The sequence below is a fragment of the Fulvivirga sp. M361 genome, assembly GCF_007097395.1.
Classification (GTDB): Bacteria; Bacteroidota; Bacteroidia; order Cytophagales; family Cyclobacteriaceae; genus Fulvivirga.
In genome coordinates this window covers 64,893-91,643 of record NZ_VKDC01000047.1, presented here as the reverse complement: position 1 = coordinate 91,643, position 26,751 = coordinate 64,893, and the positions used below count along the sequence as shown (strand labels likewise).

16 protein-coding genes are annotated in these 26,751 nt (G+C 42.6%); 11 read left to right on the top strand and 5 right to left on the bottom strand.

Annotated features, from left to right (window positions below; all coding sequences use genetic code 11):
* Positions 1-2,574: 2,574 nt before the first annotated feature.
* The 4 genes from FNH22_RS28960 to FNH22_RS28945 all read right to left on the bottom strand — a co-directional run bounded on the left by FNH22_RS28960 (position 2,575) and on the right by FNH22_RS28945 (position 6,113).
* Entirely contained in the window at positions 2,575-2,877 is a 303-nt protein-coding gene (locus FNH22_RS28960; protein WP_143402022.1) for an antibiotic biosynthesis monooxygenase, read from the bottom strand.
* Between the two features lie 73 nt (positions 2,878-2,950).
* Positions 2,951-4,357, bottom strand: coding sequence for an aminotransferase class V-fold PLP-dependent enzyme (locus tag FNH22_RS28955; RefSeq protein ID WP_143402021.1), 1,407 nt, complete (start codon positions 4,355-4,357; stop codon positions 2,951-2,953).
* A gap of 55 nt (positions 4,358-4,412) precedes the next feature.
* Complete coding sequence (locus FNH22_RS28950) at positions 4,413-5,369, bottom strand: phosphate/phosphite/phosphonate ABC transporter substrate-binding protein (RefSeq protein ID WP_185154479.1); 957 nt, start codon at positions 5,367-5,369, stop codon at positions 4,413-4,415.
* A gap of 27 nt (positions 5,370-5,396) precedes the next feature.
* Positions 5,397-6,113, bottom strand: a complete 717-nt coding sequence (locus FNH22_RS28945; protein WP_143402019.1) for a DUF1349 domain-containing protein — start codon at positions 6,111-6,113, stop codon at positions 5,397-5,399.
* Between the two features lie 448 nt (positions 6,114-6,561).
* Here FNH22_RS28945 and FNH22_RS28940 point away from each other — a divergent pair, with 448 nt between their 5' ends.
* The 4 genes from FNH22_RS28940 (at position 6,562) to FNH22_RS32215 (ending at position 10,049) form a co-directional block, all read left to right on the top strand.
* A complete protein-coding gene (locus tag FNH22_RS28940; protein ID WP_143402018.1) occupies positions 6,562-7,197 on the top strand; it encodes a response regulator transcription factor in 636 nt (211 codons plus the stop codon).
* 108 nt (positions 7,198-7,305) lie between these two features.
* Positions 7,306-8,166 (top strand): N-acetylglucosamine kinase, encoded by an 861-nt coding sequence (locus FNH22_RS28935; protein WP_143402017.1) that lies wholly within the window; start codon positions 7,306-7,308, stop codon positions 8,164-8,166.
* 61 nt (positions 8,167-8,227) lie between these two features.
* The gene (locus tag FNH22_RS28930; protein ID WP_143402016.1) at positions 8,228-9,778 is read left to right on the top strand and encodes a glycoside hydrolase family 10 protein; all 1,551 of its coding nucleotides are present in this window, start codon (positions 8,228-8,230) and stop codon (positions 9,776-9,778) included.
* A 103-nt stretch (positions 9,779-9,881) separates the two neighbouring features.
* Complete coding sequence (locus FNH22_RS32215; protein ID WP_185154478.1) at positions 9,882-10,049, top strand: hypothetical protein; 168 nt, start codon at positions 9,882-9,884, stop codon at positions 10,047-10,049.
* A gap of 184 nt (positions 10,050-10,233) precedes the next feature.
* Here the strand turns inward: FNH22_RS32215 and FNH22_RS28925 are convergent, their stop codons facing one another.
* A complete protein-coding gene (locus FNH22_RS28925; protein ID WP_143402015.1) occupies positions 10,234-10,833 on the bottom strand; it encodes a hypothetical protein in 600 nt (199 codons plus the stop codon).
* A 573-nt stretch (positions 10,834-11,406) separates the two neighbouring features.
* Here FNH22_RS28925 and FNH22_RS28920 point away from each other — a divergent pair.
* From FNH22_RS28920 to FNH22_RS28890, 7 genes are all read left to right on the top strand, one after another.
* The gene (locus FNH22_RS28920) at positions 11,407-14,427 is read left to right on the top strand and encodes a SusC/RagA family TonB-linked outer membrane protein (protein ID WP_143402014.1); all 3,021 of its coding nucleotides are present in this window, start codon (positions 11,407-11,409) and stop codon (positions 14,425-14,427) included.
* 11 nt (positions 14,428-14,438) lie between these two features.
* Positions 14,439-15,926 (top strand): SusD/RagB family nutrient-binding outer membrane lipoprotein, encoded by a 1,488-nt coding sequence (locus FNH22_RS28915; RefSeq protein ID WP_185154477.1) that lies wholly within the window; start codon positions 14,439-14,441, stop codon positions 15,924-15,926.
* An 11-nt stretch (positions 15,927-15,937) separates the two neighbouring features.
* The gene (locus tag FNH22_RS28910) at positions 15,938-16,618 is read left to right on the top strand and encodes a hypothetical protein (RefSeq protein WP_143402012.1); all 681 of its coding nucleotides are present in this window, start codon (positions 15,938-15,940) and stop codon (positions 16,616-16,618) included.
* Positions 16,619-16,671: 53 nt separating this feature from the next.
* Positions 16,672-18,234, top strand: coding sequence for a hypothetical protein (locus FNH22_RS28905; RefSeq protein ID WP_143402011.1), 1,563 nt, complete (start codon positions 16,672-16,674; stop codon positions 18,232-18,234).
* Between the two features lie 93 nt (positions 18,235-18,327).
* Positions 18,328-20,463: a family 10 glycosylhydrolase gene (locus FNH22_RS28900; protein WP_185154476.1), complete on the top strand. Its 2,136-nt coding sequence runs from the start codon at positions 18,328-18,330 to the stop codon at positions 20,461-20,463.
* A 380-nt stretch (positions 20,464-20,843) separates the two neighbouring features.
* Complete coding sequence (locus tag FNH22_RS28895; RefSeq protein ID WP_143402009.1) at positions 20,844-24,971, top strand: AAA family ATPase; 4,128 nt, start codon at positions 20,844-20,846, stop codon at positions 24,969-24,971.
* 840 nt (positions 24,972-25,811) lie between these two features.
* A complete protein-coding gene (locus FNH22_RS28890) occupies positions 25,812-26,714 on the top strand; it encodes a helix-turn-helix domain-containing protein (RefSeq protein WP_143402008.1) in 903 nt (300 codons plus the stop codon).
* Positions 26,715-26,751: the final 37 nt, after the last annotated feature.

The window sequence follows — 26,751 nt, the reverse complement described above, 5'->3', positions numbered from 1 at the left end:
GATATGCTGCTGCTAAGTTCCACAGATGCACTGACTGAGGCCTTACCGGAAATATTAATTTGCTCAGAACGCCAGACACCTTCCTGATCATTGTCCGATATTTCAATTTGGCTATTGGCCACTTTAAAGGTGCCCTTTTCATTTTGAATGGACCAGGCGGTCGATCCATTATCCACTGTAGTACCGTGGGCCAGACCTGCAAATTTCTCATACCAGATAGTCTCCGTTTGGTTTGTAGCCGCAGTTACCTCCACTGAAGCAGATTCCGAACAACCATTCGATGTGGTGGCCGTCACGGTATAGGTCCCGGCGGCGGAAACTACCGGATTTTGCAGGCTGGAAGAAAATCCATTCGGTCCCGTCCAATCGTATGTAACACCAGAAGCAGTAGAGTTTGCGGCAAGCGTAACATCGGCTTCGCAGGACAAGCTACCACCAGTGGCATTAAGCCCTAAATCATATTCGGAAAACACACTTACTTTGTCAAAAGTATAGGACTCCTCCAGGCCTGTGTTTTTAATTCTTAAAACAATTTTAAGCGTATTTCCTGAAATAGTACCTGTGGACTGAATAGCTGTAAAAGGAAGTTCGCCATCAAAACTTGCAATGCTTGTTTCCGATCCGCCATCGAGGACATAAAAAACACGGAAGTAATCGTACTGATCTGAGCTTGAATTACCGTCCAGACCTCCGAAGCCTTGTGCATTTAACGAAACAATGACGTTGCCGGCATTACTGATGTCGATCGTTTCCGAAGTCCATATTCCTTCACCATCCAGATTGAAAGCATAGAATTCCTGTGCCTGAACTTCGAAAAAAACATCTCCCGCGCCACCAACATCCTGGATAGGTACTATGCTGGTGGACCACGCAGTGTTACCTGCATCTGCTGAGGTTCCGTCAGCCAGATCAAAGGGTTCTTCCCAAACTTTCTCTCCCTTAAAATCGGTAACCAACACACTTTTAGTCAATGTGCAGCCGCCAGACCCGGGAATAGTAGCCGTAACTGTATATTTACCTGCAACGCTTACAGAGGGATTCTGTTGATTGGATGAAAAGCCTCCGGGACCGATCCAACGATAGGTGACCCCTGATATGGCTGAGTTGGCCGTAAGGCTGATGGAAGAAACGCTGCATGTAAGATTTCCTCCTGTAGCTATTATATCCCTGGGAGTGTATTCAGAAAATAGTCTGACATTATCAAAAGTATAAAATTCGATATGTTCTGAATTCCTGGCCCGTACCACGACCTGCAATGTATTGCCACTTATTTCATTGGCAGTAGCAGTGACGGGATCAAAAAGATTGATTTGCGAACCGTTTTGCAGCATAGTTTCAGGACCCCCATTTACTTTATAAAATGCCCTGATATAATCCGCATTCTCAAGAGGTCCTTCTGAGCGTAAATCAATAGAAATGTTAACCTTACCAGCTCCTGAAATATCAATCACTTCAGAAGCCCATTTGATCTCACCATCCGTATCATTGATTGAAAAACGATTACCACGCACCTCGGCATGATCGTCATTGTCAAGACTGGTCCCGGCAATACTCCTCGTCCAGGCAGTAGGACCGGTATCGACCCGGGTACCGTTACTTAGATCATTAAAATTTTCCTCCCAATGCGTTACAACGCAGGTCTCTAAAGGTGCGACAGGATCAGTATAACTTCCTACTTTGTAAGTGGTACCGCTCCTGATGTTAAAAGCATCAGAATCGTTCAAACTCTTAGACACAGACTTGACTTCAGAGTTGATATTTTCTTTAGGTATGCTCTTAAAGGAAGAAAAAACACAAAGCAAGGAACATAACGCACCTTTAATACACAGCCGAACTATACTTTTCATCTTTTATGGATTTTGGGGCTTTGGGTCCGGGTAAAAAATTTAAACAAGACCAAAAACCATGTATGACAACTAAAAATGTTTTATTAAAAAATGTCACTAAAAAAATTCCTATTTAGAAGGACATCAAAATTAGTTCGAAGAACAGATACGATGCTTGTCAATTTAGCATTATTCTCTATCTCAATGCGATTTTCAACCTAAATGAATATTTATAAAGGGCTTTAGCTTCCTTTTCAAACCTGTGAAAGCGTTTTAACGATTCAACGAGCCAAAAAAGGCTTTCTCACGGGTTACCCATCGGAAAAACGCCCAAAATATGTGGTTAGAAGACTAGATATTAAGAGGTTAGAGGAGATCAGTAAGATTTTATAAATAATACAATTAATTGCAATTAAGTACAATTAACTGTTTAATAAACATGCTAAGATTTAACAATAAGTACTTGTGTAATAAAATTTTCGTTTTATGACAATAATGAAAGGAAGAACCTAAACGTCTCACTAACTCACTCGCGCGAATCAATAAAAAAAGTTGAGTCTGAGTATCAACAGGTAAATGGGTGCTTTTTACCTGCCAAACAGACTCAACGAGTTTCCAATGGACACCTTCATTTTAGTATCTGCCCATCTTTGATTAAAGGGCACAATACTCAAGTGTCCTAACATTTAGTATAGTTGTCTAATTAACTTGTCGCAACCATTCCTCTACAAAACGATCGGGAGTTACATTATGCAATGGTAAAATAAGTTCCACCTCTTTCTTCTACATCATACAGGCCCTCAAACTTTAGACTCAGCCTGTTATAAATCTCCTTGTTCAACTGTCTGAACTTCTCATAGGCTCCTTTATCTGTCCAGGTATCAACAAGGAGATAACTGTGTTTTTCTTCCTCGCTTTTATATAGATAAGAACCCAAATAATCTTTGGATTGGTTAAATAACCCGGACCAGGCCCCTTCCGCCCCATATTCACGCTCAAATTTCGCCGTTTCCTCAGGCTTTACCTTATACTTCCATTGGATTACATACATAATATACTCATTTTCAATGATTTAATTAGATTTAAAAAGGGCACAAATTCGTAAGGGTGGTTATAATCCTTTATCAGGAAGTGATCATTTTCAACGCCTGATCAAAAGAGGCCACTGCCCTGGTAATGTCACTTTCTGTCGTGGCCCATGAGCAAACACTTACACGAATAACTTTACGCCCTTTCCATGAAGAACCCCCAACCCAACAGGTCCGAAGCTGCTGTACTTGCTCCATTAACCGAACTGTAAGCTCATCAGATGAACAATGAAGCAGCACCTGATTAAAACACACTTCATTAGGCACGTTTAATCCATGAACCGTCCCGATCTGACCGGCAAATTGGAGCGCCCTTTGATGAAGGCCATACACTAATTCATCTATACCGGCCCTGCCAAGATATTTAAGGGCCGCCCAAAGCTCGATGATACGTGCTCTTCTGGACATTTCGGGGGTAAAATAAAGCCCCTCACGCCCTCCTTCGCTCATAATATAAGCTCCTGTCATGTGTAAAGCGGAGCCCATGGCTTCTTCATCTACACACATGGCTATCCCACTATCATAGGGTGCATTCAACGTTTTATGGGCATCCACCGACCATGAATGGGCTTTCTCAATACCTTTGGTCAAATGCCTGAGTTCACCGGACGTTTGTGCCCACAAGCCAAAAGCCCCATCAATATGCACCCAGGAACCAGTCCTGGCAGCCAGATCACAGATCTCATCAAATGGATCAAATGAACCGCTGTTCACATTGCCGGCCTGAAGAATGACAATCGTTCGGTCATCCAACTGAGGTAATTTTTCTACCATCAGTCTCCCTTGGTCGTCAACATCCACCCACTCAATAATATCATGGCCTAATCCAAGTATTGCCAATGCCTTAAAAATGGTAGCATGAATTTCCTTGCCGGCAACAACTCTAAGTTGCGGTGCCCCCTGTAACCCTCTTTTATTGACATTCCAACCCTGGTTAAGTAGCAGTCGATGCCGGGCGGCAGCCAGACCACAGATATTGGCAGAGGCTGTTCCACTTACAAAGCCCACTGCTGTTGAAGTTGGTAAACCAAAAAGCATCTGAAGCCAACGGATCACCACCTCTTCCAACTTTGCTGCTAATGGAGAAATTACAGTCATACCGGCATTTTGATCATAAAATGTGGCAAGTTGCTTAGCTGCCAGGGTTACAGGAAGGGCACTGCCATTTACAAATCCAAAATAACGCCCCCCCAATTGAGCTACAGTATTTGGGCTTCCGTTTTCGTGAAGGAGCTTAATTATTTGAGCAGCATCCCCTCTACTCTCAGGAATGGCTGTGTCAAAAGCCTCCAGCTTAGCCAAAGATCCCTCTGATGGGTATACCTCACGGTCAAAGACATTATCCAGGTAATCCATAGCGTACTTATGTGTCTGATGGAAAAGGTCCTTATCAGTTACCTGCCGGTACATTGATTTTTGGAGGGAATATTTATCGTTGCTCATCTTAAGTTTAACTATTTCATTGGAGTATCAAACCTACATTCATCGCCTGGTTCATTTAATTTTTCTGTGCTGGTCCGGGACTCAAAATATGCAATATGTCAGCACTATTTTGTCCGTAATGGCGCAGTGAGTTATAATATTTGTCAGAGATGGGGATGAATCTCGTGGCATGTTTAGCTTCTGACCATCCACCTTTAATACCATTAAAGGCCATAGGATCTGTACTGTCAAGTGTTAGCAAAAAGTCACTTATCCGTTTTCTTTTTGCTGAAGGAAGCTTTTTACTGAGTAGTACAGGCCCTAACGGTATCTCAGGAGAGATCCAAAGCAAGTCTACTTCTTTCATGATGGAAGAGTCTTTTTGGGTCATACTAAAAAAAGTAGCGCTGCCCAATGCGCATACATCTGTTTCATTGTTTAAAAGTTTGCGAAATGTACTTTCGTGATCACCTCCATAGGTTACATTCTTAAAATCTTTCTCAGGAGAAATGATACCCAATGAGCTCAAAAATAAACGCGGCACTAAATTTCCAGAAGTAGAGGTTTCACTCACAAATGTGAAAGACAATGATGATTTTTCATTATTTAAATCTTCAGGTCCTTTTACGTCTCTGTCTTTACGCGCTACTATTACAGACTTGTAATTATCAATGAATGAAGGGTCTACCTCGAGTGCGGCCACCGGAACTGCTGCTTCATTGTCTATCGCCAGTAACAGATATCCGAGTGTATTGATAAATGCGATATCTACCTCTCCTTCTTTTATGGCTTCCAACAATTCAGCGACTCCCGGATAGCTTTTCGTTTCTGTAGGTTGGTCAAGCAACTCTTTGACTCCTTGAGAGAACGGTTTTATGTTGTCAATTCTGTTGTTAGTGGCATAGGTATAGGTGGCGACGGTGAGTGTTTCATTGGATGCATTGCACCCCATCATACAGGCCATAAAACATACACATGTGAATAGTAATAGTTGCGTTTTTAACGTGTTGATCATAACTTTTTTGTAATTCATTTCTATTTTTTCCTCCGGCCACTGCATTTACGCTCCTTTCCTAAGGTCTTTAATGGTTTTATTTTCGACTGAGAAGTAAAGAAACTCATGTATGGCCGCTTTACCAACGGGGCATTGGGCCTCTATTCCTACTTTCACGGTCTGAGCAGGTGGTAAGGACGATAATCTTGCCATTTTATATTCTTTGCCGTCTTTTGACCAGTGCAGAGCATAAATATCTCGTTTTCTGATGATCCTCAGCCATATCTTATCATATGCACTGAGTATAACCCCGTTTGCATCGTCAGAAACCTCATTAGTGACTACTGAAACAATACTCTTGCCTGTTGCATCTGAGTATTCAAAAGCAAACTTGATCCAGTGGGTACTGTCAATATGAACCATAATTACTCCTGCATTCCAAACTGATGCAAAATCCGGTTTTACAAGAGCAGTAGCAACAAAATCGCCAGTCACCTCCTGGTAGAGAAATGGGGCCGTCGCGGTAATTGATCCATCTTCCGGATTATTGAAAAAGTCCGTTCCTTTTACGGCCTCTATACGTAAGATGTTTTCAATCATCTCAAATTCCTCCGGTTCATTCAGCCATTGGAATGTATTTGAGTCTGAATTGCTAAGCATTAAAAGGTCGTTTTTCGTTTGATCCATTTCAAGGAGACGGTCTTTAGGCTGATCCGCCTGGTCCGAATTGTTTTTACAGGCCATAGTCATGGCAAATACTATGAAAGGAAAAATCTTAAACATTGTTGTGGGAGGTTTGATGAAACAATTTGAAAATCATGACAAAAGCACTATATATATGAAGTTTTACTACCACAAAGATCGGAATAGTTATGTCATCAGGCTTTTCAAGGTAGCATTTTAGTGGTTTCATCAACATTAGGAAAAATTTTCATATCTATTTACTGTTTACTATATAATTGAAGACCAATCTCATAGATAAACAGGCAAACAACCCTGTTGACACAATTGACCTTACATGCCAATCATATTTTCCGGGTTTTGAGTTGTACAACTTAGTGTTTTATCGGTTTTTTGTATCTACCTGAACAATACAAACTTTAGTAAACAACTACCAGTTAAGTAATTAAAGCTTTACACTTTCTCTTACTGCATGCTAACTGGCAAGAGTATTGGAAATCATAATGCAGCCTGTTACCGGTGATTGAATTTTTAAAAAAGGAGGACTCAAATGATCAAAGTACTTATCGCAGATGACCACCAGATGTTTATTGATGGTTTGAAATCTATGCTCGAGGAAATTGATGATGTGGAAGTAATTGGCGAGGCCACGAATGGAAAGGAAATTGTAGAAATGTGTAAAGATACCCAGGCTGATGTCGTGATCATGGATGTAAGCATGCCTGAAATGGACGGAATAGAAGCCACAAGAGAGATCTTAAAAAAGAACTCAAGCATCAAGGTGCTGGGCCTTTCGATGCATAACGACCGTAATTTTATTTCAGGATTATTGAAAACAGGGGCCAGTGGATATATTTTAAAAAATACGGGAAAAGACGAGCTGGTGGCCGCATTACATATGATCGAATCAGGGGAGAACTACATTGGCAAAGAAGTAAGAAATACGTTGCTTGATACGTTCATGAAAAAAGAAAGACGCTTCCAGGTAGATGATAAGCTTTCACAACGTGAATCAGAAGTTTTAGAAAGCATTACCCTGGGGCTTACCACACAGGAAATCGCAAAAAAACTCTTTATCAGTAAAAACACGGTTGAAACCCATAGGAAAAATTTACTCTACAAACTGGGGGCTAAAAATACCGCTGAACTCATCACCAAGGCTTACAAAAAGGGACTTATTCAGTGATTATTTAAAATCCCTGTTTTCAGGGATAGCACGAGTCAGAATAAAAGACATCTTTGTTTGAGCATGGATGATAAGTAATGATTGTTTACCCTCAAAACAGATGAACTAATGTGGCTATTTGCAGATAGTGGTTCTACCAAAACAGACTGGCGACTGGTTAACCAGGAAGGTGAACTTCAGGTATCTGTGGAAACCGAAGGACTAAACCCTTACTTTCTCACAGACCATGAGATCAGTAACACGTTCCAGGAGAAAGTATGCGAAAAGGTCTACGACGTAGAAGGGGTGTTTTTCTACGGAGCAGGCTGCGGCAAACCTGCTAAAGCCAACCAGGTAAAAAGGGCCTTAAAACGTACCCTACCTTCGTCCTGCTCAGTGGAGGTAGCCGGTGACATACTCGCGGCGGCGCGAGGTTCACTTCAAGGTCAACCCGGTATTTCATGTATATTGGGTACAGGCGCCAATTCATGTATATACAACGGCAAAATGATCATCGACTCAGCGCCTTCTTTAGGTTATATGCTGTCTGATTGGGGTAGCGGGACTGTTATGTGTAAAGATTTTCTGGGTCTGCTATTTCAGCAAAAACTTCCGCAGTATATGATAGAAGATTTCCTGGATACCTATGAACTAACCACTGTCCAGGTATTGGATAAAATATATAACCAACCTTTGGCCAATCGTTTTCTTGCTTCTTTCAGTCCGTTTTTATTAAAATATGCTGAGGAAGCAGCTGTAACAAAGATCATCACGCAAAATTTCAAAGCTTTTTTCAACTATTATGTATTACGATATCCGCAGTTGCATACTGTAAAAAGCATCAGCGTAGTCGGGTCCATTGGCTATTACTATCAAAAATATTTACTGCAGGTAGCCGATGAATTAGGTATATCTATTCACAAGATATTGAAAAACCCTATGGATGGCCTGGTTGAATTCCATTGTAGTACAATACATGTAAATCATTAAAATTATAATGTCATACCCTTTGACAATCTTTCATACCAAAAGTAAATCTAACTCCCTGTCAATGTCTAAAACCGTATTTTTCTTCTGCCTGTTTTTGCTAAGCCTTACTTTTAGCCCTGTTTCCTTTGCACAAGATCTCCCGGCACCCAAACGGGAATTACGGGCCGCCTGGATTGCCACTGTAGTAAATATAGACTGGCCTACGCAAAGGGCATTGAACGCCCATGATCAGCAAAAAGAATTTGTGGAGCTACTGGATCTATTGCAGTCCATGAAAATGAATGCCGTAGTAGTACAGGTACGGCCTGTTGCCGATGCGCTGTTTCCGTCCTCTTATGAACCATGGTCAGAATACTTATCGGGAGAGCAGGGAGAAAGCCCTACTCCCTACTACAATCCATTGACCTTCATGATTGAAGAAGCACGTAAAAGAGGGCTTGAGTTCCATGCATGGTTCAACCCGTACCGTGCCAGTATGAAAGAAGATTTTATCCATTCAAAAGATCATCCGATCAATCAACATCCGGAATGGTTTGTAGAATATGGTGGCAAAAAGTATTACGATCCCGGCCATCCCGAAGCCCGTGAATATGTATTAAATGCCATCATGGAGGTAGTCAGACACTATGACCTCGACGCTGTTCATTTTGATGACTATTTTTATCCTTATCGTATTGCCAATGAAGAGTTTCCGGATGACAGCTCATACACCTGCTACGGTGAGAGTTACAAAAACAAGGAGGATTGGAGAAGGTATAATGTAGACGCCTTTGTAGAAGAGCTGCATGACAGGATCAGGAACGAAAAGCCACACGTAGTCTTCGGTATAAGCCCGTTTGGTGTATGGCGTAATAATGACAAAGACCCGATGGGTTCGGATACCAAAGCCGGACAGACCAACTATGATGACCTGTATGCTGATGTACTGAAATGGCTTAGAGAAGGGTGGATTGACTACATAACTCCACAGCTATACTGGCACATAGGCTTTGCTCCCGCAGACTACAAAGTGTTGGTAGATTGGTGGAGCAAACACACGTATGGGCGGCATATGTATATTGGTCAGGGCATCTATCGTTTGGGCCAAAAGGGATGGGAAGATAAACGAGAAATAATTAATCAGATCAACCTGAACAGGGCTACACCCAACGTGCATGGCAGCATGTACTTTAGCACAAAGGTTTTTGTTCAAAACAAGGACAGTGTCCAGCAAAAAATGGAAGAAATGTATCCATCGGAGGCGTTAATACCGGTCATGCCCTGGCTGGACGATACGCCACCTGAGGCGCCGGTCTGGCAGGAAATCATTGGGAATCAAAAGTATGGCGTAAAACTCCAATGGCAGGACAGTACTCCCGGCGATGCCCATTACTATGTGGTCTACCGCTTTGATGCGGATGAGGAGATTAACATTCATGACCCCTCTAAAATACTGGCCACCGTACCACGCTCTCCCTACCATACACAGTCCTACACGGACAGAAGTACAGAGACACGCACTCAATATCGCTACCTGGTAACGGCAGTAGATCGAAAGCACAATGAAAGCCAGGTAAGTGCTGAAAAAAGGGTAAAGACAAGAGGCGCACATCGGGCTGTGAAGGAGTTGTAGGGTGTGATATTAGTAGATTAGGTCATTTCTTTTCGATAAAACTTGTATTTAACAAGATAAATCGAGCGGACGCTCTATTCAAGAGTTAGGTCTTAGGACCGCTTTGCTAAACCTAAGACCAGGGCGGTCCTACACGAACAGAAGTACAGAGGCACGTACTCAATATCGCTACCTGGTAATGGCAGTAGATCGAAAGCACAACGCAAGCCAGGTGAGTGCTGAGAAAAGGATTAAGACAAGAGAGGCGCACCGGGCTGTGAAGGAGTTGTAGTACTGGCAATGTGGTCGCTGAGATCAAATAAGAAAAGCTTATTTAATACCATTGATGATACTAGAGAGGCCTTTTTGGGATCCACGGTCAAATAACCATCAAATAAGATTATGCCCAAAATGGGATGTATTTTTAACTTATTTAAATTGCCAGTTTAGTCACCTTCCTGAAAAAAATTTATGTTTTATGAAGTTGCGTTAATGACTTCAATCATTTTTTTTAAACTTTTGATCCTTTCATCTCTATATTCAGCATCTATGGTTGCCAATGAAATTGGCAATAACTGCCTTTGAAGGGCTAATAAAGTCAAGGATTTCATTTTAGCCCCAATTGTTCCTCTGATAATGAATTCTCCAAAGCCTGTAGCTATAATTACATCATCTATTCCGTAAAACAGTCTATCCCCGATTCGACTCGAATTTATGAATTGTCTAATTATGGCAGTATCCGTTTTAGTGTAATCATAAAGCGTGTAATTCCATTTATTAAAGAGATAATTCAAAAATTCAGTGGATTCCTTTTGGGGGTTTAATTTAGTCCAATTATGATATTCATAAATGGCATCATTTCCGTCGTCATTTCCAAAAGGAGCAAATGAGTTAGTCTGATCCCAAAAAAAATCATCCTTCAATAGCACTTGGGCATTTGGATGAGCATATTCATAGTCAGGACTCCAGGTAGAACAGCCTGAAAACGCAATTGAAATCAAAAAGCAAGTTATTACCTTATTGTAAGTTTTGTTTTTCAAGAGAGGGCTAGACATATCTTCAGTTTTTTTAAACATCAGGCCCAGAATTTCAGATTCATCATACACAACTGAAGCATTTCTATCATTTTCAAGTGTTCATATACTCTCCCGGTCATTGGTTAAGCGTGGTGGTCCTAAGACCTACAACAGGATAGGGTATCATCCACCCGGGCTTTACTAGTGAATGTGTTTTTCATACCTATGAAGATAACAAGTGGTATTAAATCTTTCAAACGCATGGTTCATCTAAGATGAGATGGTTTTTAGTACATCAACCATATTGAAAAGGAAGCAATGGTCATGAACAGGCATTTTCTTGTAAAATATATTTTTCCATTTACGCCCTTTTCATCACTTGTCGTTAAAGTCCCGGAGCGTAAAAAATATCACAAAACGGGTTGCCCTGACCACCCCTCACTTAGTAATACAAAAAGTCCTGACCAGAAACATCATAGCTCTTATTTAACCCCTGGATATTGAAACAGTGATTTTGCCAAATCACTGTTTTCAGGGATAAAATTCAAGCCTTTATTTAAAAAATTTGTTTAGGGTTAACCTCTAGCCAGGAAGCCCTTCAAATGAATCATTACACGTTTTAAACACTACAGTATGGATCAAAATTACAGGAAGAGTATTTTTTTACTCTTACTACTGATGGCATTCAGTGCTACGGCCCAACAGCAACTCACCGTTTCTGGTAAGGTCGTGGATATTGATAATCAACCTTTAGTAGGAGCAAATATTGTTGTCAAGGGAACCACACATGGTACCGTAACGGATATTGAAGGGAACTACCGGTTAGAACTCGACGAAGACGAGAAAATCCTGGTTTTCTCTTACATTGGTTTCGAGACAACGGAAGAACAGGTGGGTAGCCGATCCGTCATTGATGTTACCCTTTATCCCGACTTGCAGATGTTGATGGAGATCACCGTAGTAGGCGCCTTCAACATAGAGCAGGAAAAAAGAAGCATCAACTACGCCGTGCAGGAAATCGAAGCCAAAAACATTGAAGCTCCACAGCAGCTCAACATTGTCAACTCTTTGCAGGGACAAGTAGCCGGCGCTATGATTACAGGAAACGGAGCTCCGGGAGCTCCCTCACAAATACTTCTCAGGGGTGCGTCTTCCGTAGGGGAAGGAAGGAATAACCAGCCCCTTTTCGTGGTTGACGGGATCCCTATTGATAACTCAGCAGTAGAGCAAGGTGGTAACCGTGGTATGGACCTGAATCCGGCCGATATTGAATCTATCACCGTTTTGAAGGGACCATCTGCAGCAGCCCTGTACGGGCTGCAAGCCGCCAATGGTGCATTGATCATTACCACAAAATCGGGAAAATCCGGAAAAACTTCCATTAACGTGGGTTCATCCCTATCATTCGACAGGCCAACGCGCTACATGCCACAGCAAAAAATGTATCAGCGCGGCCTGAACGGACTTCCGGATAACAACACCACACAATCCTGGGGACCTACATACCGCCGGGACCAACCCATTTATGATAATCAGGAGGAGTTTTTCGAGACCGGGGTGACTCAAAATTACAACTTCAATGTGTCAGGGGGTAATGATAAGACCACCATGTATTTCTCCTACAACTTACTGGACCAATCGGGGATCGTGCCCATGACGGATTACACCAAGCACAGCGGGCTGTTAAAAGGGTCCCACAAGTTGAGAGATAACCTCTCACTGGGCGTTTCAGTGAATTACATAACTTCTGAAAACACCCGGGCTTTTAGCAATAACTCAGGAGGGTTCATGAACAGGGTAATGAGATGGCCTCTGTCCGATGATATGAGCAACTATCTTAATCCAAATGGCACCAGGCGCTTTTTGCTGCCCATTGAAAATTTCCCTGCACAAACAGATAACCCTTACTGGTTCCTGGAAAATAACCCTACTGTAGATGACGTGAACAGATGGATCAACCAGTTCAACATAAGTTATAACCCTTTAAAATGGCTTACGCTTACTTACAGACTTGGCTTAGACCGATCGAACTTTCACCTGAAACGGCAAAGGGCTATTTCTACAGGAGGCAATGGTCTGGGGTCAGTATATGAGCTAGAAAGAGACAATGAGATCTTATCTTCTGATTTCCTGGTCAGTGTAGACAAAAAGATAGGTTCAAGGTTTAACCTGTCAGGTACTGTAGGAAGCTCCATACGCGAAGACAGGACCCGGTCATTAGCTGTTACTGGCGAAGGGCTTTTGAACGAAGGGCTTTATTCACTGAATAACACAGAGCGACAGGTAGTAAATAGCAGTAACAGAAGGCGGAACATTGCGGGTGTATTTGGCGATGTAAAGCTGGATTACTACGGCATAGCCTATCTCAATGTAACCGGCCGAAATGACTGGTCTTCTACACTTCCGGAGAAGAATAATTCTTTCTTCTATCCATCCATAAGCGCAGGATTAGTCTTTTCGGAGCTTATCCCTACTGAATTGAATGTTTTTTCCTTTGGAAAAATAAGGGCTTCATGGGCACAGGTAGGCTTTGATGCATCTCCTCATAGCCTCACACCCGTACTAACTCCTAATCAGACTGAAGGAGGAGGTTTTAAGAATTTGCATACAGCAGGTAACCCCAATCTGAAACCGGAAATGACCACCTCTAAAGAACTAGGCGTAGAGCTCCATTTTTTCAATAGCAGGATCAGACTGGATGCCACCTACTATGATATGCTTACAGAAGACCAGATCATCAGGGCCAGGGTATCTCCGGGTACAGGTTTTGTTATCCAAACGTTCAATGCCGGATCCGTATCCAATAAAGGGTATGAGATCATGCTGAATGCTAATGCTATCAAACGAAATAACTTCGACTGGAACATTACTCTCAACGCCTCTCACAATGATGCGGTATTAGAGACTTTACCATCCCATATGGCAGAATATCGCCAGACCTATGGACAGACAGCGGCAGGTAACGCTACTTCCGTACCCGGACGTGCTTTCTTCGCTGTTTCCGGTGTGGATTACGTGTACAATGACGATGGTCGTAGAATAATCGGAGAAAACGGTCTTCCCACCAAAACCGGTTCCAAAGAAAACTATTTGGGTGACAGGGAACCGGACATGATTGTAGGACTCACCAATTCATTCCGCTACAAAAACTTCAACCTTTCCTTTTTATGGGATTTCAGAGTAGGAGGAAAAGTGCTGAATGCCACCGGTCAAAGCATGATGGGGGTAGGCATGCATGAGATGCTGGAAGAGTATCGAAACATTAAATATGTATTTGATGGTGTGGTAAATACCGGTTCGGAAGAAAGTCCGGTGTGGGAAGAAAACACACAGGAAGTGGTATTAGACCAGGCTTACTTCCAGATTGAACACTCATCTATCGGGACTAACTTCCTGGAAGATGCCGACTGGGCAAGATTACGATTTGTTACCCTTTCCTATGACCTTCCTTCTGAATGGTTAGACAGAATAGGGATCTCGAACCTTCAGTTAACAGCCACCGGAAGGAACTTGTTGTTATTCACTCCTTATTCAGGCATTGACCCGGAAGTGAGTTCAGCCGGTAACCGCGGCGGTTCGGGAAATATGGGGATTGACTTCGGGGCCATTCCTCAGATGAAAGGATTGACGTTTGGAATAAAGGCATCATTCTAAAAATGAAAAAAATGAACACATTAGCACATAGACTATTCTTCATAGCGGGAATGATCCTATTATCAGCGTGCAACGACTACCTGGACGTAAATGATGATCTGGACAACCCGTCGACCACAGAGCCTCAAAACCTGCTGCCCGCCATCCTGGGTAATGCAGCTACCCTGACCTACAATGCAGGGGAAATCAGCGCTTATTACAGCCAACAGCTAGTTACGGAAACCGGCTTTGACCGAACACGTGACCGGTGGGACTTCAGTCAGGAAGTACGGGTGGGCATATTCAGGCATCACTATTTTGATGTAGCCGGTAACGCCCATAATTTAATCAATACTGCCGCCGACGATGAGCTGGCTAAAAATTATACAGGCGTGGGACAGATCATGCAGGCATATGCTTTCCTGATCACAACGGATGTTTTAGGAGACATGCCTTATGAGGAAGCTTTTACCGGAAAAGACAGTCCCAAATATGATACTCAGGAAGAGGTATATGAACAAATAGGCTTGTTACTCGATGAAGGCATTCAAAACCTTCAGGAGGCCATAGCACAAGGAAATACTGCCAAGCCTATGACAGCAAGTGATGATGTACTGTTTTCCGGCGACCTCACTGCATGGACAGCTTTCGCACATGGTATAAAAGCAAGATGGCTTTTACATCAGAAAAATGTAGCGTCAGATATGGGTAAAGTCATAGAAGAAGTAAATACCGCCCTGAGTAACTGGGTGACACCTTCTTACATTTTTTCAGGGGTAGATACATGGACACAAAATCCCTGGGGACCATTACAGGCACGACCTTTACTGTTTTCCATGCGCGCCAATGTTCTGAGCAACTCAGTACCTTCCACATTCTTTCTGGACTTAATGAAAAGCGATACGGAGCTAGACCCTCGCGCATTCAAACATTTTGAACCTAATGAGGGAGGTGAAATACTTTCACTGGTATCCGGAGAAGGAAGAGGAGGTATTGACGGAGATGACCTCCCTAACCTGCTGGACATGGCACTTACAAAAGATGACAGTCCGTTGGCCTTTATGACTGAGTCTGAACTCTTTTTTATACGTGCCGAAGCACAATTTGAAAGTGATAAAACGGCTGCTTACAACAGCTATCTCTCAGGGATCATCAGTAATATGCAGCAATTGGAAGTAGACCAGGGAGAACAGGACACTTTCCTTTCTAACAGTGACCTGGTAGTACAAAGCTCTGATGATCTGACCTTAAGCGATATCATGGTCCAAAAGCTAATAGCCACTTACCTGTCTCCTGAAGCGTGGGTAGACATTCGGAGATATAACTGGGACCCCAATATTTACCCCGAGTTATCACGCCCTACAAACGTAGCAGAAGACATTTATGGTACGGATAAATGGATCACGCGTGTACCTTATAATATGGAAACGGAGTACATCTACAATCTACCGGAAATCGACAGACTGGGAGCCAGGGAGCCTGAATTCCTTACGGTGAAATTATGGTGGATGCAACAATAAAAAAGACGATCATGAATAAACGATTTATATATATACCCTTATTCCTTATGCTGGCAGGACTTATACTGGCATGTTCGGAAAATGACCCCATCAGTGAATTGGGGGAATCCAAAGGAAAGGTGCCTTTTGTAAGGCTTTCATCGGTAAACTCATTGTACAGCGCCGGAGACACTATCAATTACAGCGCATTGTATTGGACAGACAGAGATGACGTTCAGAGCCTGTCCATCATATTGGGAGACCAAACGCAACTGTCCGGCACTATTTCGGTAGATGACGGCGCCGGTGAAGTATCGCTAACGCTGGACACATTATTTGTAACGGAATTAGCCCTTCAGGATGACCTGGAGCATGACCCGCTGGACTACCGGACCAGTCTGAACCAGTATGTAAGAAGTTTAACGTTCACCATTCCTGCCAAGTACCAGCTCTGGGAGATCTCAGAGACTGAAAATGACGCCTTTCTTAAGGTGAACGAGCTTTCTTTTTCGAGTGAAATTCAATCGCTCATTCTTACTCGTTTGCAGCAAAGTGGTGTTTCCACCACCTGGGATGACCTGGCTGGTATTACCACCGCTGTGGAACTGAAAATTGAAAGTACACTGAACCTGAGGGCACGTGTCCATGATCAGGGCGGCAATTTTAATGAGTCGTCCGTATCTGACGCCAGGATTGGAGCACTTATCGAATGAAAATAGATATCCTTTTAACCGATATCCTATGATCACATCTAAAAAATAAAAATATGATTTCAAGATATATAGTCAGAAGCTTATTTATACTCTCATGGTGCAGCCTTATTGCAATAACAGGCTGTGATGAAGATGAAGCTGTCCCCGAAATGTCGGCGCACTTTAAAGCGTCCGTTTCCAATACCGAAGCCATGGAAGCTCCCGGAGACATTTTATTTCGCAATGCTTCTAAAAACGGACTTTCCTACCACTGGGATTTTTCTACAGCTTATTTAAAAAATGATCCGGCACGGCCAACCACATTCAACGGTATGTCTCCGGACTCTGTACATTTCCCTATACCAGGCACTTATAATGTAACCATAACGGTAAGTGGATCAGATGGCCAGAAAGATGAGACATACACCCAAACGTATGAGTTTACCAAAAAAGATCCCGTAGTAACGTTTTCACCGGAGAGCATTCTCATGGATACCGCAGTTCATTTTACGGTAGACTTTTTAAGATTTGAAGACAAAACACCATCATTCGAATGGACCTTTGAAGATGGGGATCCCGCTACCTCTGCGGAGGAAAATCCGTCGGTTGAATTCCAGGCAGCGGGTGACAAACTAGTAGTATTAAAGCTCAATGATGGAGAGGAAGTATTTACCATTGAGACAACCGTATCTGTCAAAAGCATATTATTCCCTACGCTATATTTCACGGATATGGGAACAGAACAGATCTTTATGACCAAAATAAGCGGAGAACCGGATGAAGAAGTAACATCTACCGGCGCATTTTTGTCCAGTGGTAGTTTACCTCTTACTTTATTGGTAGACAATGGTCGGGTATATTATTCTAATACCGACAAAACACTCGGCACTGCTACTTTCGGAGAGATCAAATCCTTTAAATGGGATGGGACTGATCATAGAACCATCGCTACCGGAGGCTCGGGACATATTGTACCTTTTGCTATGACCATTAACGGTAACGACCTTTATTTTGCTGACAGAAGAGAGGGCATTTTTAAAATCAACAAAACGGTTGAAAATCAAAATATGCCAGACCTTACCCGATGGTTGCATCATAATGAAAGCGAATATTACACCAATGGCATTGGTTGGGGACATCAAAATGGTGGGCTGGTTTTTTATAACAATGAGATATGGTGGACTAAATGCAGTAACGGCAAGGGACTTTACACTATCCACCCTGATTTGCCCAGAAATGTGGACTCAAAAGTTACTGGAGACAAACTACTGGAAAACTACCCAATGCGCTCACTTACCATTGATGAGAATACTGGAAAAGTATACTTCTTTTTGAATAAACCTGTCGGTGATATGTCCATAGGAATGTATGTAGCTAATTCAGATGGCAGTGAACTTACCCTGATCGAAGCCTATGAGCCGGGAACGGATTTTGACGGTACAGGGGGCGAAGCTCAGTATATTGGGGTTACGGGCATCACAATACTGGATGACTATGTTTACTGGGGATATCGGGACAATGGTAACGCTGTAGCCACCTCAGGCATAAAACGAGCTAAGTTGGACGGAACAGGAACGGAAATGTTTCTTTCAGGATATGTTCCCTACGGTATCGTTATCGACACAACGCCAAGATAAAATAATCAGAGGGAGCTTTTGCTCCCTCTGTATTTCAACTCAAACCCTAACGCTTTTATGAAATTCTCCAGCTTCTTATACCTATGTCTTTGTATGCTTTTCAAAAGTGTATCAGCTCAGAATATAGCACTGCCAAATCGTGAATTCCGGGCTGTTTGGGTCTCAACCGTTTTTAAACTGGACTGGCCTAAAGCGAGCAGCATCCAGGATCAAAAAAACGAACTGATCAGCCTGCTTGATAAAACACGGGATGCTAATCTAAATGCTGTACTATTACAAGTACGCACTGAGTGTGATGCGTTGTACACCTCTGCTTTTGAACCCTGGTCCAGGTATCTTACGGGTACGCAAGGGCAAGACCCTCAATATGACCCATTGGCTTTTGCCATAGAAGAAGCCCATAAACGAGGGCTGGAACTCCATGCATGGATGAATCCTTTTCGGGTGAATGCTTCTACTTCCGCTTCTACAGTTTATAGTGAAGATCATGTCTCAAAAACACATCCTGAATGGTTACTGGAGTTTTCCACAGGGCAAAAAATATTAAACCCGGCGCTGCCGGAGGTCAGGGATTATATAGCCTCTGTAGTGGTGGATGTCGTGAATAATTACGCCGTTGATGGTGTCCATTTTGATGACTATTTCTATCCTTACCCAAGCGCAGGGTTTTCAGGCATCAGCAATGAAGATGCAGATGACTTTATTACCTACGGAGGTGAATTTGCAGACATTAAAGACTGGAGAAGGCACAATATCAATGAGGCGATACAACTTGTACAAAATGAAATTAAAAAAGCCGATGCCCGTGTACGTTTTGGTGTCAGTCCGTTTGGCATTTGGAAAAATGGAGTGCCTAATGGCATCATAGGCCTGGACGCCTATAATGTGATCTATGCCGATGCCACTCATTGGTTACAAAATGGCTCCGTTGATTACATTACTCCTCAACTCTACTGGCCTATTGGCGGTAACCAGGATTTCAAAAAACTGCTGGAGTGGTGGGCAGAAAAAGCATCTGCTTCTTCCAGGCACTTATATGCCGGACACACGTTGAGCGACATAAGTTCTTCTTCCAATCCCAACGGTCGGTCGATTGCTATATTGGAAGCTACAGTTAAGACCAGGGCAAGGGAAAGTAGTAACCATAGGGTAATGCAGTCCATAAAAGAAGTGCCTAATCAAATCTCCATTGTAAGAGATAATAATGATAAAAATGCACTGGGAAGTGTTTTCTTCAGGGCCTCTAATCTCACCTCCAACCCATCAGGATTCACCGATAATCTCAAGGCTACCATATACCCCTACCCTGCAGCGCCACCTGAAATGGACTGGCTACCTGTTGACAAACCTTCCGCTCCTGAAAATCTTGTGTATCAGATTAACGAGGGCAGCGGTAATGCCGTTTTACAGTGGACAAGAAGTGCCGGTAATACCTTTAATTTCAAAAGATACATTGTTTACAGGCTAAAGGATGCCACCGGGGATGTACCTGCGACAGATGCTATTTACGATATAACGGTATCGGAAGGAAAAGAAATACCATATGCTGATATACCGGCAGGCTTATCGTATTGGTCAATAGCAGAACTGGGTGAAAATAATCAGGCCAGCCCGCTGAGTAATATTGTAAGCATTGAAAAGACCATTACGCTACCTCAGACACCTTCGATAACATTACCGGACCAACAATCCACCACCAGCAATGAAAAATTCATCCGGTTTGAATGGGAAGAACAACCTGATATTATTTCCTATCACTATCAATTAGCTACCAACAGTGAATTCACCACCCTGCTGGATGAAAACAGCGAACTCAACGGCACAGCGAAAGCAAAGCTATTCTCCAATCTGGGGAATGGCACATACTATTTCAGGATAAGGGCTTCTAATGAAGCAGGACCAAGTAACTGGACCCCTGTTTATACGATTGTATTGGGCGATCCTGTTACCGGGATTGAACACAATCCGTACCTCGACCATATAACGTTGTACCCGAATCCGTCATCCGGGAATGATGTTCATCTTTACATTACGCTAAAAAAGTCTTCTCAAATATCGGTGGACATCATAGCCCTTGCGGGCAACAGGAAAATGCAGGTAGCTCCTCAGCACTATGATCAGGGCGAGCATGAAATAAAGGTCGACTGCCGATCATTGCCCAAAGGGCTTTACGTACTTCGGCTCAAAACAGATGGTTTCCGGCAAACCAAACGAATGATTTTGAATTGATACCGGGCGGTGGAGCAGGCATTTTCGATGATGGGCAGATGATCATCATCCCTCAGTTATCAGGTGAAGGTTATACGTATACAATAGTAGGATCAAGGTAAATGTCATCCATAAACAGAAGAATATCAAAAATATTTACCCCTCTGTTTGAATCTATTTGATACACTTTAAAGTAAAAGGAATGCCTTTCTTTTTTACCCAGTCTTATAAAATCAGGGATACCTTATACTTAAGATAATTGCCTTGCCGGCAGACATACTGACCCAGGATGGGTTAACCATCCAATAATTATATTTTTATTCTGATTTTCAGACACTTACCATATACAAAACGTCATACTTTGACTTGAGATGGACAGGTTTTAATAAAAGGTATTGGACATGCATAAAAAGTCGGCGCCAAAAACTTCCGGTCTTAAAGAGTCGGATCGGAACGATCAAAAAGTAAAGTTAGAGAACTACGTAAAGGTTATGCTATCGGGAAAAGGTGACCTTTATGGCATACTGATATTAGGCCATGCAGGTATCGGAAAGACTTATTTTGTAGAATCATATCTCAACCGTTGTCCACCGGAATATCCCGTTTTAGTAGCCCGTCATCGTCAACAACATTTGAATATCCCCTATTACGGGTTGAAGCAAGCCATCTCTGATTTTCTGACAAAAAAATACAACGAACTCCCCACACCGCAATTCCAAAAATTAGCTTCTCATCTTAAACGTCATTTTGGGGAAAGCTTCTCCATATTCCTGGAATATTTCCCCGAAATATCCCTGATCATACGTGAAGATTATGAAGTGTCTCAACGATATGTTCCAAAGGTCAAGAACCAGCTCTTTGTACTTTTTAAAACGTTCTTCTCGTTTCTTCACACCTACTATCAGCGCCCTGTTTTCTTTTTTACAGATGATCTTCAATGGGTCGATTCATCCGGCACAGGTCTTCTGAAATACCTTTTATTGGAACTGGCACCTGAAAAATTGGTTTGGATTGCTTCATGCAGGGAAAACCCCAACCAGGCTTATCTTTATTTTCAGTTGGTAGAACAATTGGGGTTCAATAAGAAAAGGGTTGAAACCATTCACCTGGAACATGTCACCCTGGAGGAAGCTAAAAAGATCATTGAGACAAACCTTGGATCAACAGCCCATATGGACCTGGCCCGTACCTGTTATGAGTTATGTGATCATAACCCTTCTTATTTACAGGTATTGATCGAAAGTATAAAAAACACAGAACATATCTGGCAGGTAGAAGGTATCTGGCACTGCAATGCACAGGCCATTCATCAATATTATAAGGGTCGTGGGACGGAAAAGATCTTGCTCGACCGCTTGGTCCACCTATCCGAAAATACCCGGTCAATGCTCCACATAATGGCTTGCATGGGAGGCTATCAACATAACGTTTTGACGCTGTGGTGGGATCATCAGGGTATCGAACTCAGCCACCTGCTGAATGAAGCAGAAGAAAAAGGGTTTGTGAAAAAAGAGAATGATTCTTATGTCTTTTCAGAACGGCATATCGGTGAAATGATCTATGAAAACCTGTCCCAGGATCAGAGAACAAAGGTGCATTACCGTATAGCACAACTACTCTATCAGGAAGGGCTGGACGCACTCAACGATACACAAATCGTATTGATGACCACACAGTTCAATCAATCACTGAATAGGGTCAGAAAATCTGGTGAACAAACCATGTGTGCTGATTTGAACTACCTGGCGGGAAAGCATTCAAGGGAAAACAATGCACTAAGCCAGGCACAGTATTTTTTCAAAATGAGTGCAGACCTACTAAAGGAATGCCCCTGGGAAGAAGTAAGTGATAAAATCTACCTGGTATATATGGCAAGAGCGCAGGTAGAGTATCAGTTAGGGGTTTATGACCTGGCGGAGATCCACCTGGACTATATTTTAGAGCGTATTACGGACCTTTTTAAGCGGGTAAATATCTACGAATTGAAGGTGATCATCAATAATCACCTGGGAAGGTTCCGAAAAGCAGTGTCCATACTACAGGAGTGTCTTTTGGAGCTTGGAGTAGCGCTACCCCTTGAGCAACCTCAGCTACTTACCGAGATCGAAAACCTTACCCCTCTTTTAGAAGAGAATGAGACAGCCCCCTTTCCAGCACCAAAACATAAAGAGGATATCAAAAAACAACAAGCTGTCCTGAAATTGCTCTATATCGGTGGAATGAGTTTGCACCATACCTCAGATATATTGATGAAGTGGGCAGCTTTACAGATCATAACCAGGGGTAAAACGCAACATGCCACCGAAGAAAGAGCGATAGGGTATGTGTCCTACGGTAGAATGCTGATGATTGACGGGGCCATTGACAAGGGATACAGCTATGGAAACAAAGGACTGGAAATCAACAATCTACTTAATGGTCTTAACCTAAGGTGCCGGGTATATGGCGTTTATGCCTTTTACATACAGCCCTGGAAAAAGGCATATTCAGACAGCTTTCATCTTTTGGACAAGGGTATTGAAGCCGGCGAGGCATCAGGCGATCTTATTGGCAGTTATATTCTAAAAACGCATAAACTGAACATCCATCTCCTGTCAGGCTTGTCTCTCGATGGACTCGAGTCACTGGAGTTTGATGAAACTCACCTGGAAACAGAGATGACCTACTACATTACGGTCTATCAAAGAAGTTTTATAAAGTTTCTCCAGGAAGGGACGCCGTTCTTCTCCCTCTCTTACCAAAGGCCTTCGCGACTTGCAGCCAGGTTCACTATTCGGGAAGAGCGTTTTTATAGAAATCATGTGTGGGCAAGGTATTATCTCATGTTTGGCTATTATAAACTGTCTGCAGGCGCCGCTAAAGAAGCGAATGCTAACAGGAAATTACAAGAAGGTTCCCCCTTGCTCCCTGCTAATCTCATGACCTGGTCATTGGCCGTTACACAAAACTGGTTCAACTATAAAGTAAAACGCAGAGCAAGGCTCAAGAAGCGTCTTACTGACATCCTGGATCAGTTCGAGCTCTGGAGTAAGCATGCCCCGGATAATTATACCGCGCCCTGGTGGCTGCTCAAAGGAGAGTTTCTGAGAATATCCGGAGAAAAGGCCGAAGCACGTGCCAGCTATGTCCGGGCTATTGAAACCTCCGGAAGTAATCTTTATAACAAGGCCATAAGTTGTGAGCTTTTTGCCGTTTATTGGTTAACGCTCCGCGACAATACTACTGCTGCCAGGTATTTTATAGAAGCCATCAAACTGTACAAAAAATGGGGCGCTACCGCTAAGGTAAAGCAGTTAAGTCAGCAATATCGTGCCATTCTTCCCTCTGAATATCAACATGGAGGGAATATGAATATACAAATGATCCAGCATGAGTTCAGTGGGGACCTGAAGGTAAGGTCTTTGGTAAATAAGCTCATGGTACTACTTCTAAGAATTTCAGGCGCCACAAGAGTAGTGGTTAAATCGGCGCTGAATAATGAAAGCCTCACGCGAATAGGTTGTTTTAACCTACCCGGTAATGTAGATCCTGATACTGCCAATGTCCCCATGTCCCTGATCCTGCTAAGCCACAGGTCACAAAATCAAATTATAGTAAATGATCTCAAATCACCACATCTTTTTGGAGATCTGAGCCCCTTTTCGAATCGTGGTGTAAAATCCTTATGCATTCAACCCGTGACCATCCGCAACCTGTCATTAGTGATCTACCTGGAAAATTGTCTGGAAGAAAAATGTTTCACTACGGAAGTGATACGTTGGATAATGATCACCGCTAACCAGGGCGCTGTGATCATTGAAAACGCCCATATCCATGAGTTGTCCATAAAATTAAACAGCCATCTCCGTAAAGAAATGGCCGAGAAAGAACATCTCACCAACGTAGTGAAAACACAAAAGGACATTCATCTCAACGCACTGGTCCATGCCCAGGACAAGGAACGTAAACGTATCGCCAGGGACCTTCACGACAGTCTGGGCTCTCTGCTATCTACTATTAAGCTCCGGTTTAATAGTTTGCAGGATGATGTTGTGGAACATCTACCGGATAAAAAGCCCCTGTTCAATATCACGCTGGACCTGTTAGATGATGCCGTTGACGAGCTGCGGAGAATAGCACATAATATGCTACCTACAGCACTAACCAAATTTGGCTTGAAAGCCGCATTAGACACTTTTATCGAAACAATCCAACTATCGGAAAGCCTGAAAGTCGATGTACAGATATTGGGGTTGAATAAAAGGTTACCGGAACAAACAGAAGTATCGCTCTATAGAATATGCCAGGAGTTGGTGCAAAACGTCCTCAAACATGCAAGAGCCAGTACGATGCGCCTTCAACTCATAGACCACGGCGACTCCATCAATTTAATCATAGAAGATGATGGTAAGGGAATGGACCAAGACCAGGTAGTGTATGGCTTTGGATTTCATACTATAGAATCAAAAGTGAGGTTTTTAAAAGGCACCTTTACTATAGAAAGTCAGCCCGGTACGGGAACCATGATCTTAATTAATATACCGAAATAACGGCATTAGGAGAATCATAAAACCTAGTGTCATGTCACACCTCAAATGGCGGTTACACTATTTTTTAGGTCTCATTCTTAAAGTCGGCAGTAGGCAAAGGGCAGTAGGCAAAAAAATACGGGACAACTTCCACTTTTTTGCCTACTGCCCTTTGCAGATTGCTGACTGGCCGAGAACTTTCCAACACTGCAAATAGCGTTTATAATCTAACTCTAAACGTCAATTGAGGCTTGACACGACACTAGTGTTGCGTCGATGATTATAAGGAATCAGCAGTAAGCAACAAGCAGTCGGCAAAATTTTATGACACATTATCACTTGCTTGTTTTTGCCGACTGGCGACCCTATTATCGACTAACCGTTATGTGCCATTGGAAAGGATGATCGAAAAATCAAGATGATACGGATAGGGCATCACACCATACTTCCGGATCAACTTGCTTTTGTCATTGCAAAGACCCTGTCGCAGAGAACATGGGTTTTAGCAGAAGTTCATTTCTTGATAAAATCCAGAATACCTGTTACGGACACTATGTAGTACCGCTGTAGTAGTTCCCTCAGCTCTTGAGTGATTGGGGACTATAAAAGAAGTTTTGGCTTCGGCACTACAATTTTCCCGATCAAGTACTGGTGTTACTTTTTTGTTTCTCATCTTTATGTGACAATTATCACATTAATTCATCTTCCGGAAGTATACTTTTTATTTATTGTAACGTATATGATAGCATATGTTCTGTTTCATCAGGCGTGCCTATGGAGAAAGCTCTCACTATCATAAAGTTACAAGTCGAAACAAGTGATTGATCCTTGACTTCATAGACAGACAGTAGATTACTATATATGGATCAAAAAAAAGAAAACCATCTCCCAGTCTATTGTATCGCTACGTTTCAAGACGCCAATACCCACGAACTGGATTTTGATATTAAAATATTAGAGGAGCTTGTGGATGAATTTGAGTTTGTCAATCAACCACATCGACACGACTTCTACGATATCCTGTTTATAACTGAGGGGACAGGCACTCATACCATAGATTTTATAACCTATGAGGTAAAGCCCTGTAGCATATTCTTTCTGACACCCGGACAGGTACATTCCTGGGACTTATCACACGATGTAAAGGGCTTTTCTATCTTTTTCAAACCGGATTTTTACCTCATGGACCATAAGCTAAAAAAGTTATTGGATTTTCCATTTTTCCACACTATGAATACGTCTCCTGCACTCTATTTCGATTGCCGGATAGACCCTATCGTGAAGCAGGTGATCCATGAAATATACCGGGAAAACCAAACCGCCAAACTTGGAAGAGAAAAGGTTGTTCGCGCCTATTTAGATATATTGTTGATCAAGCTTTCAAGGCATTACCATCGTTTAATTGGGGATGAACACCCGAGACCCCTAACGTATCGCATCCGGGAGCTTGAATCTCTGATTGATACAAATTTCAGAACGTATAAACAGCCCAGTGAATATGCCGATATGATGAGTCTCTCTCTCAAGCACCTGAATAGTCTTTGCAAAAAAGGGTTGAACAAAACGGTAGGCCAGCTGATACAGGAAAGGATAGTCCTGGAATCTAAAAGATTGCTTTTACACAGCGATCAGAGTATCTCGGAAATTTCTTACAACCTGGGATACAATGACAATTCCTATTTCGCTCGTTTTTTTAGAAATAAGATGAACTTGAGCCCCGATGAATACAGAAAGACCTTCCCAAATGTACCCAAGGACCAGTAAATTGTCCTAACACTGACAGAAAGCTGGTGAATAACTT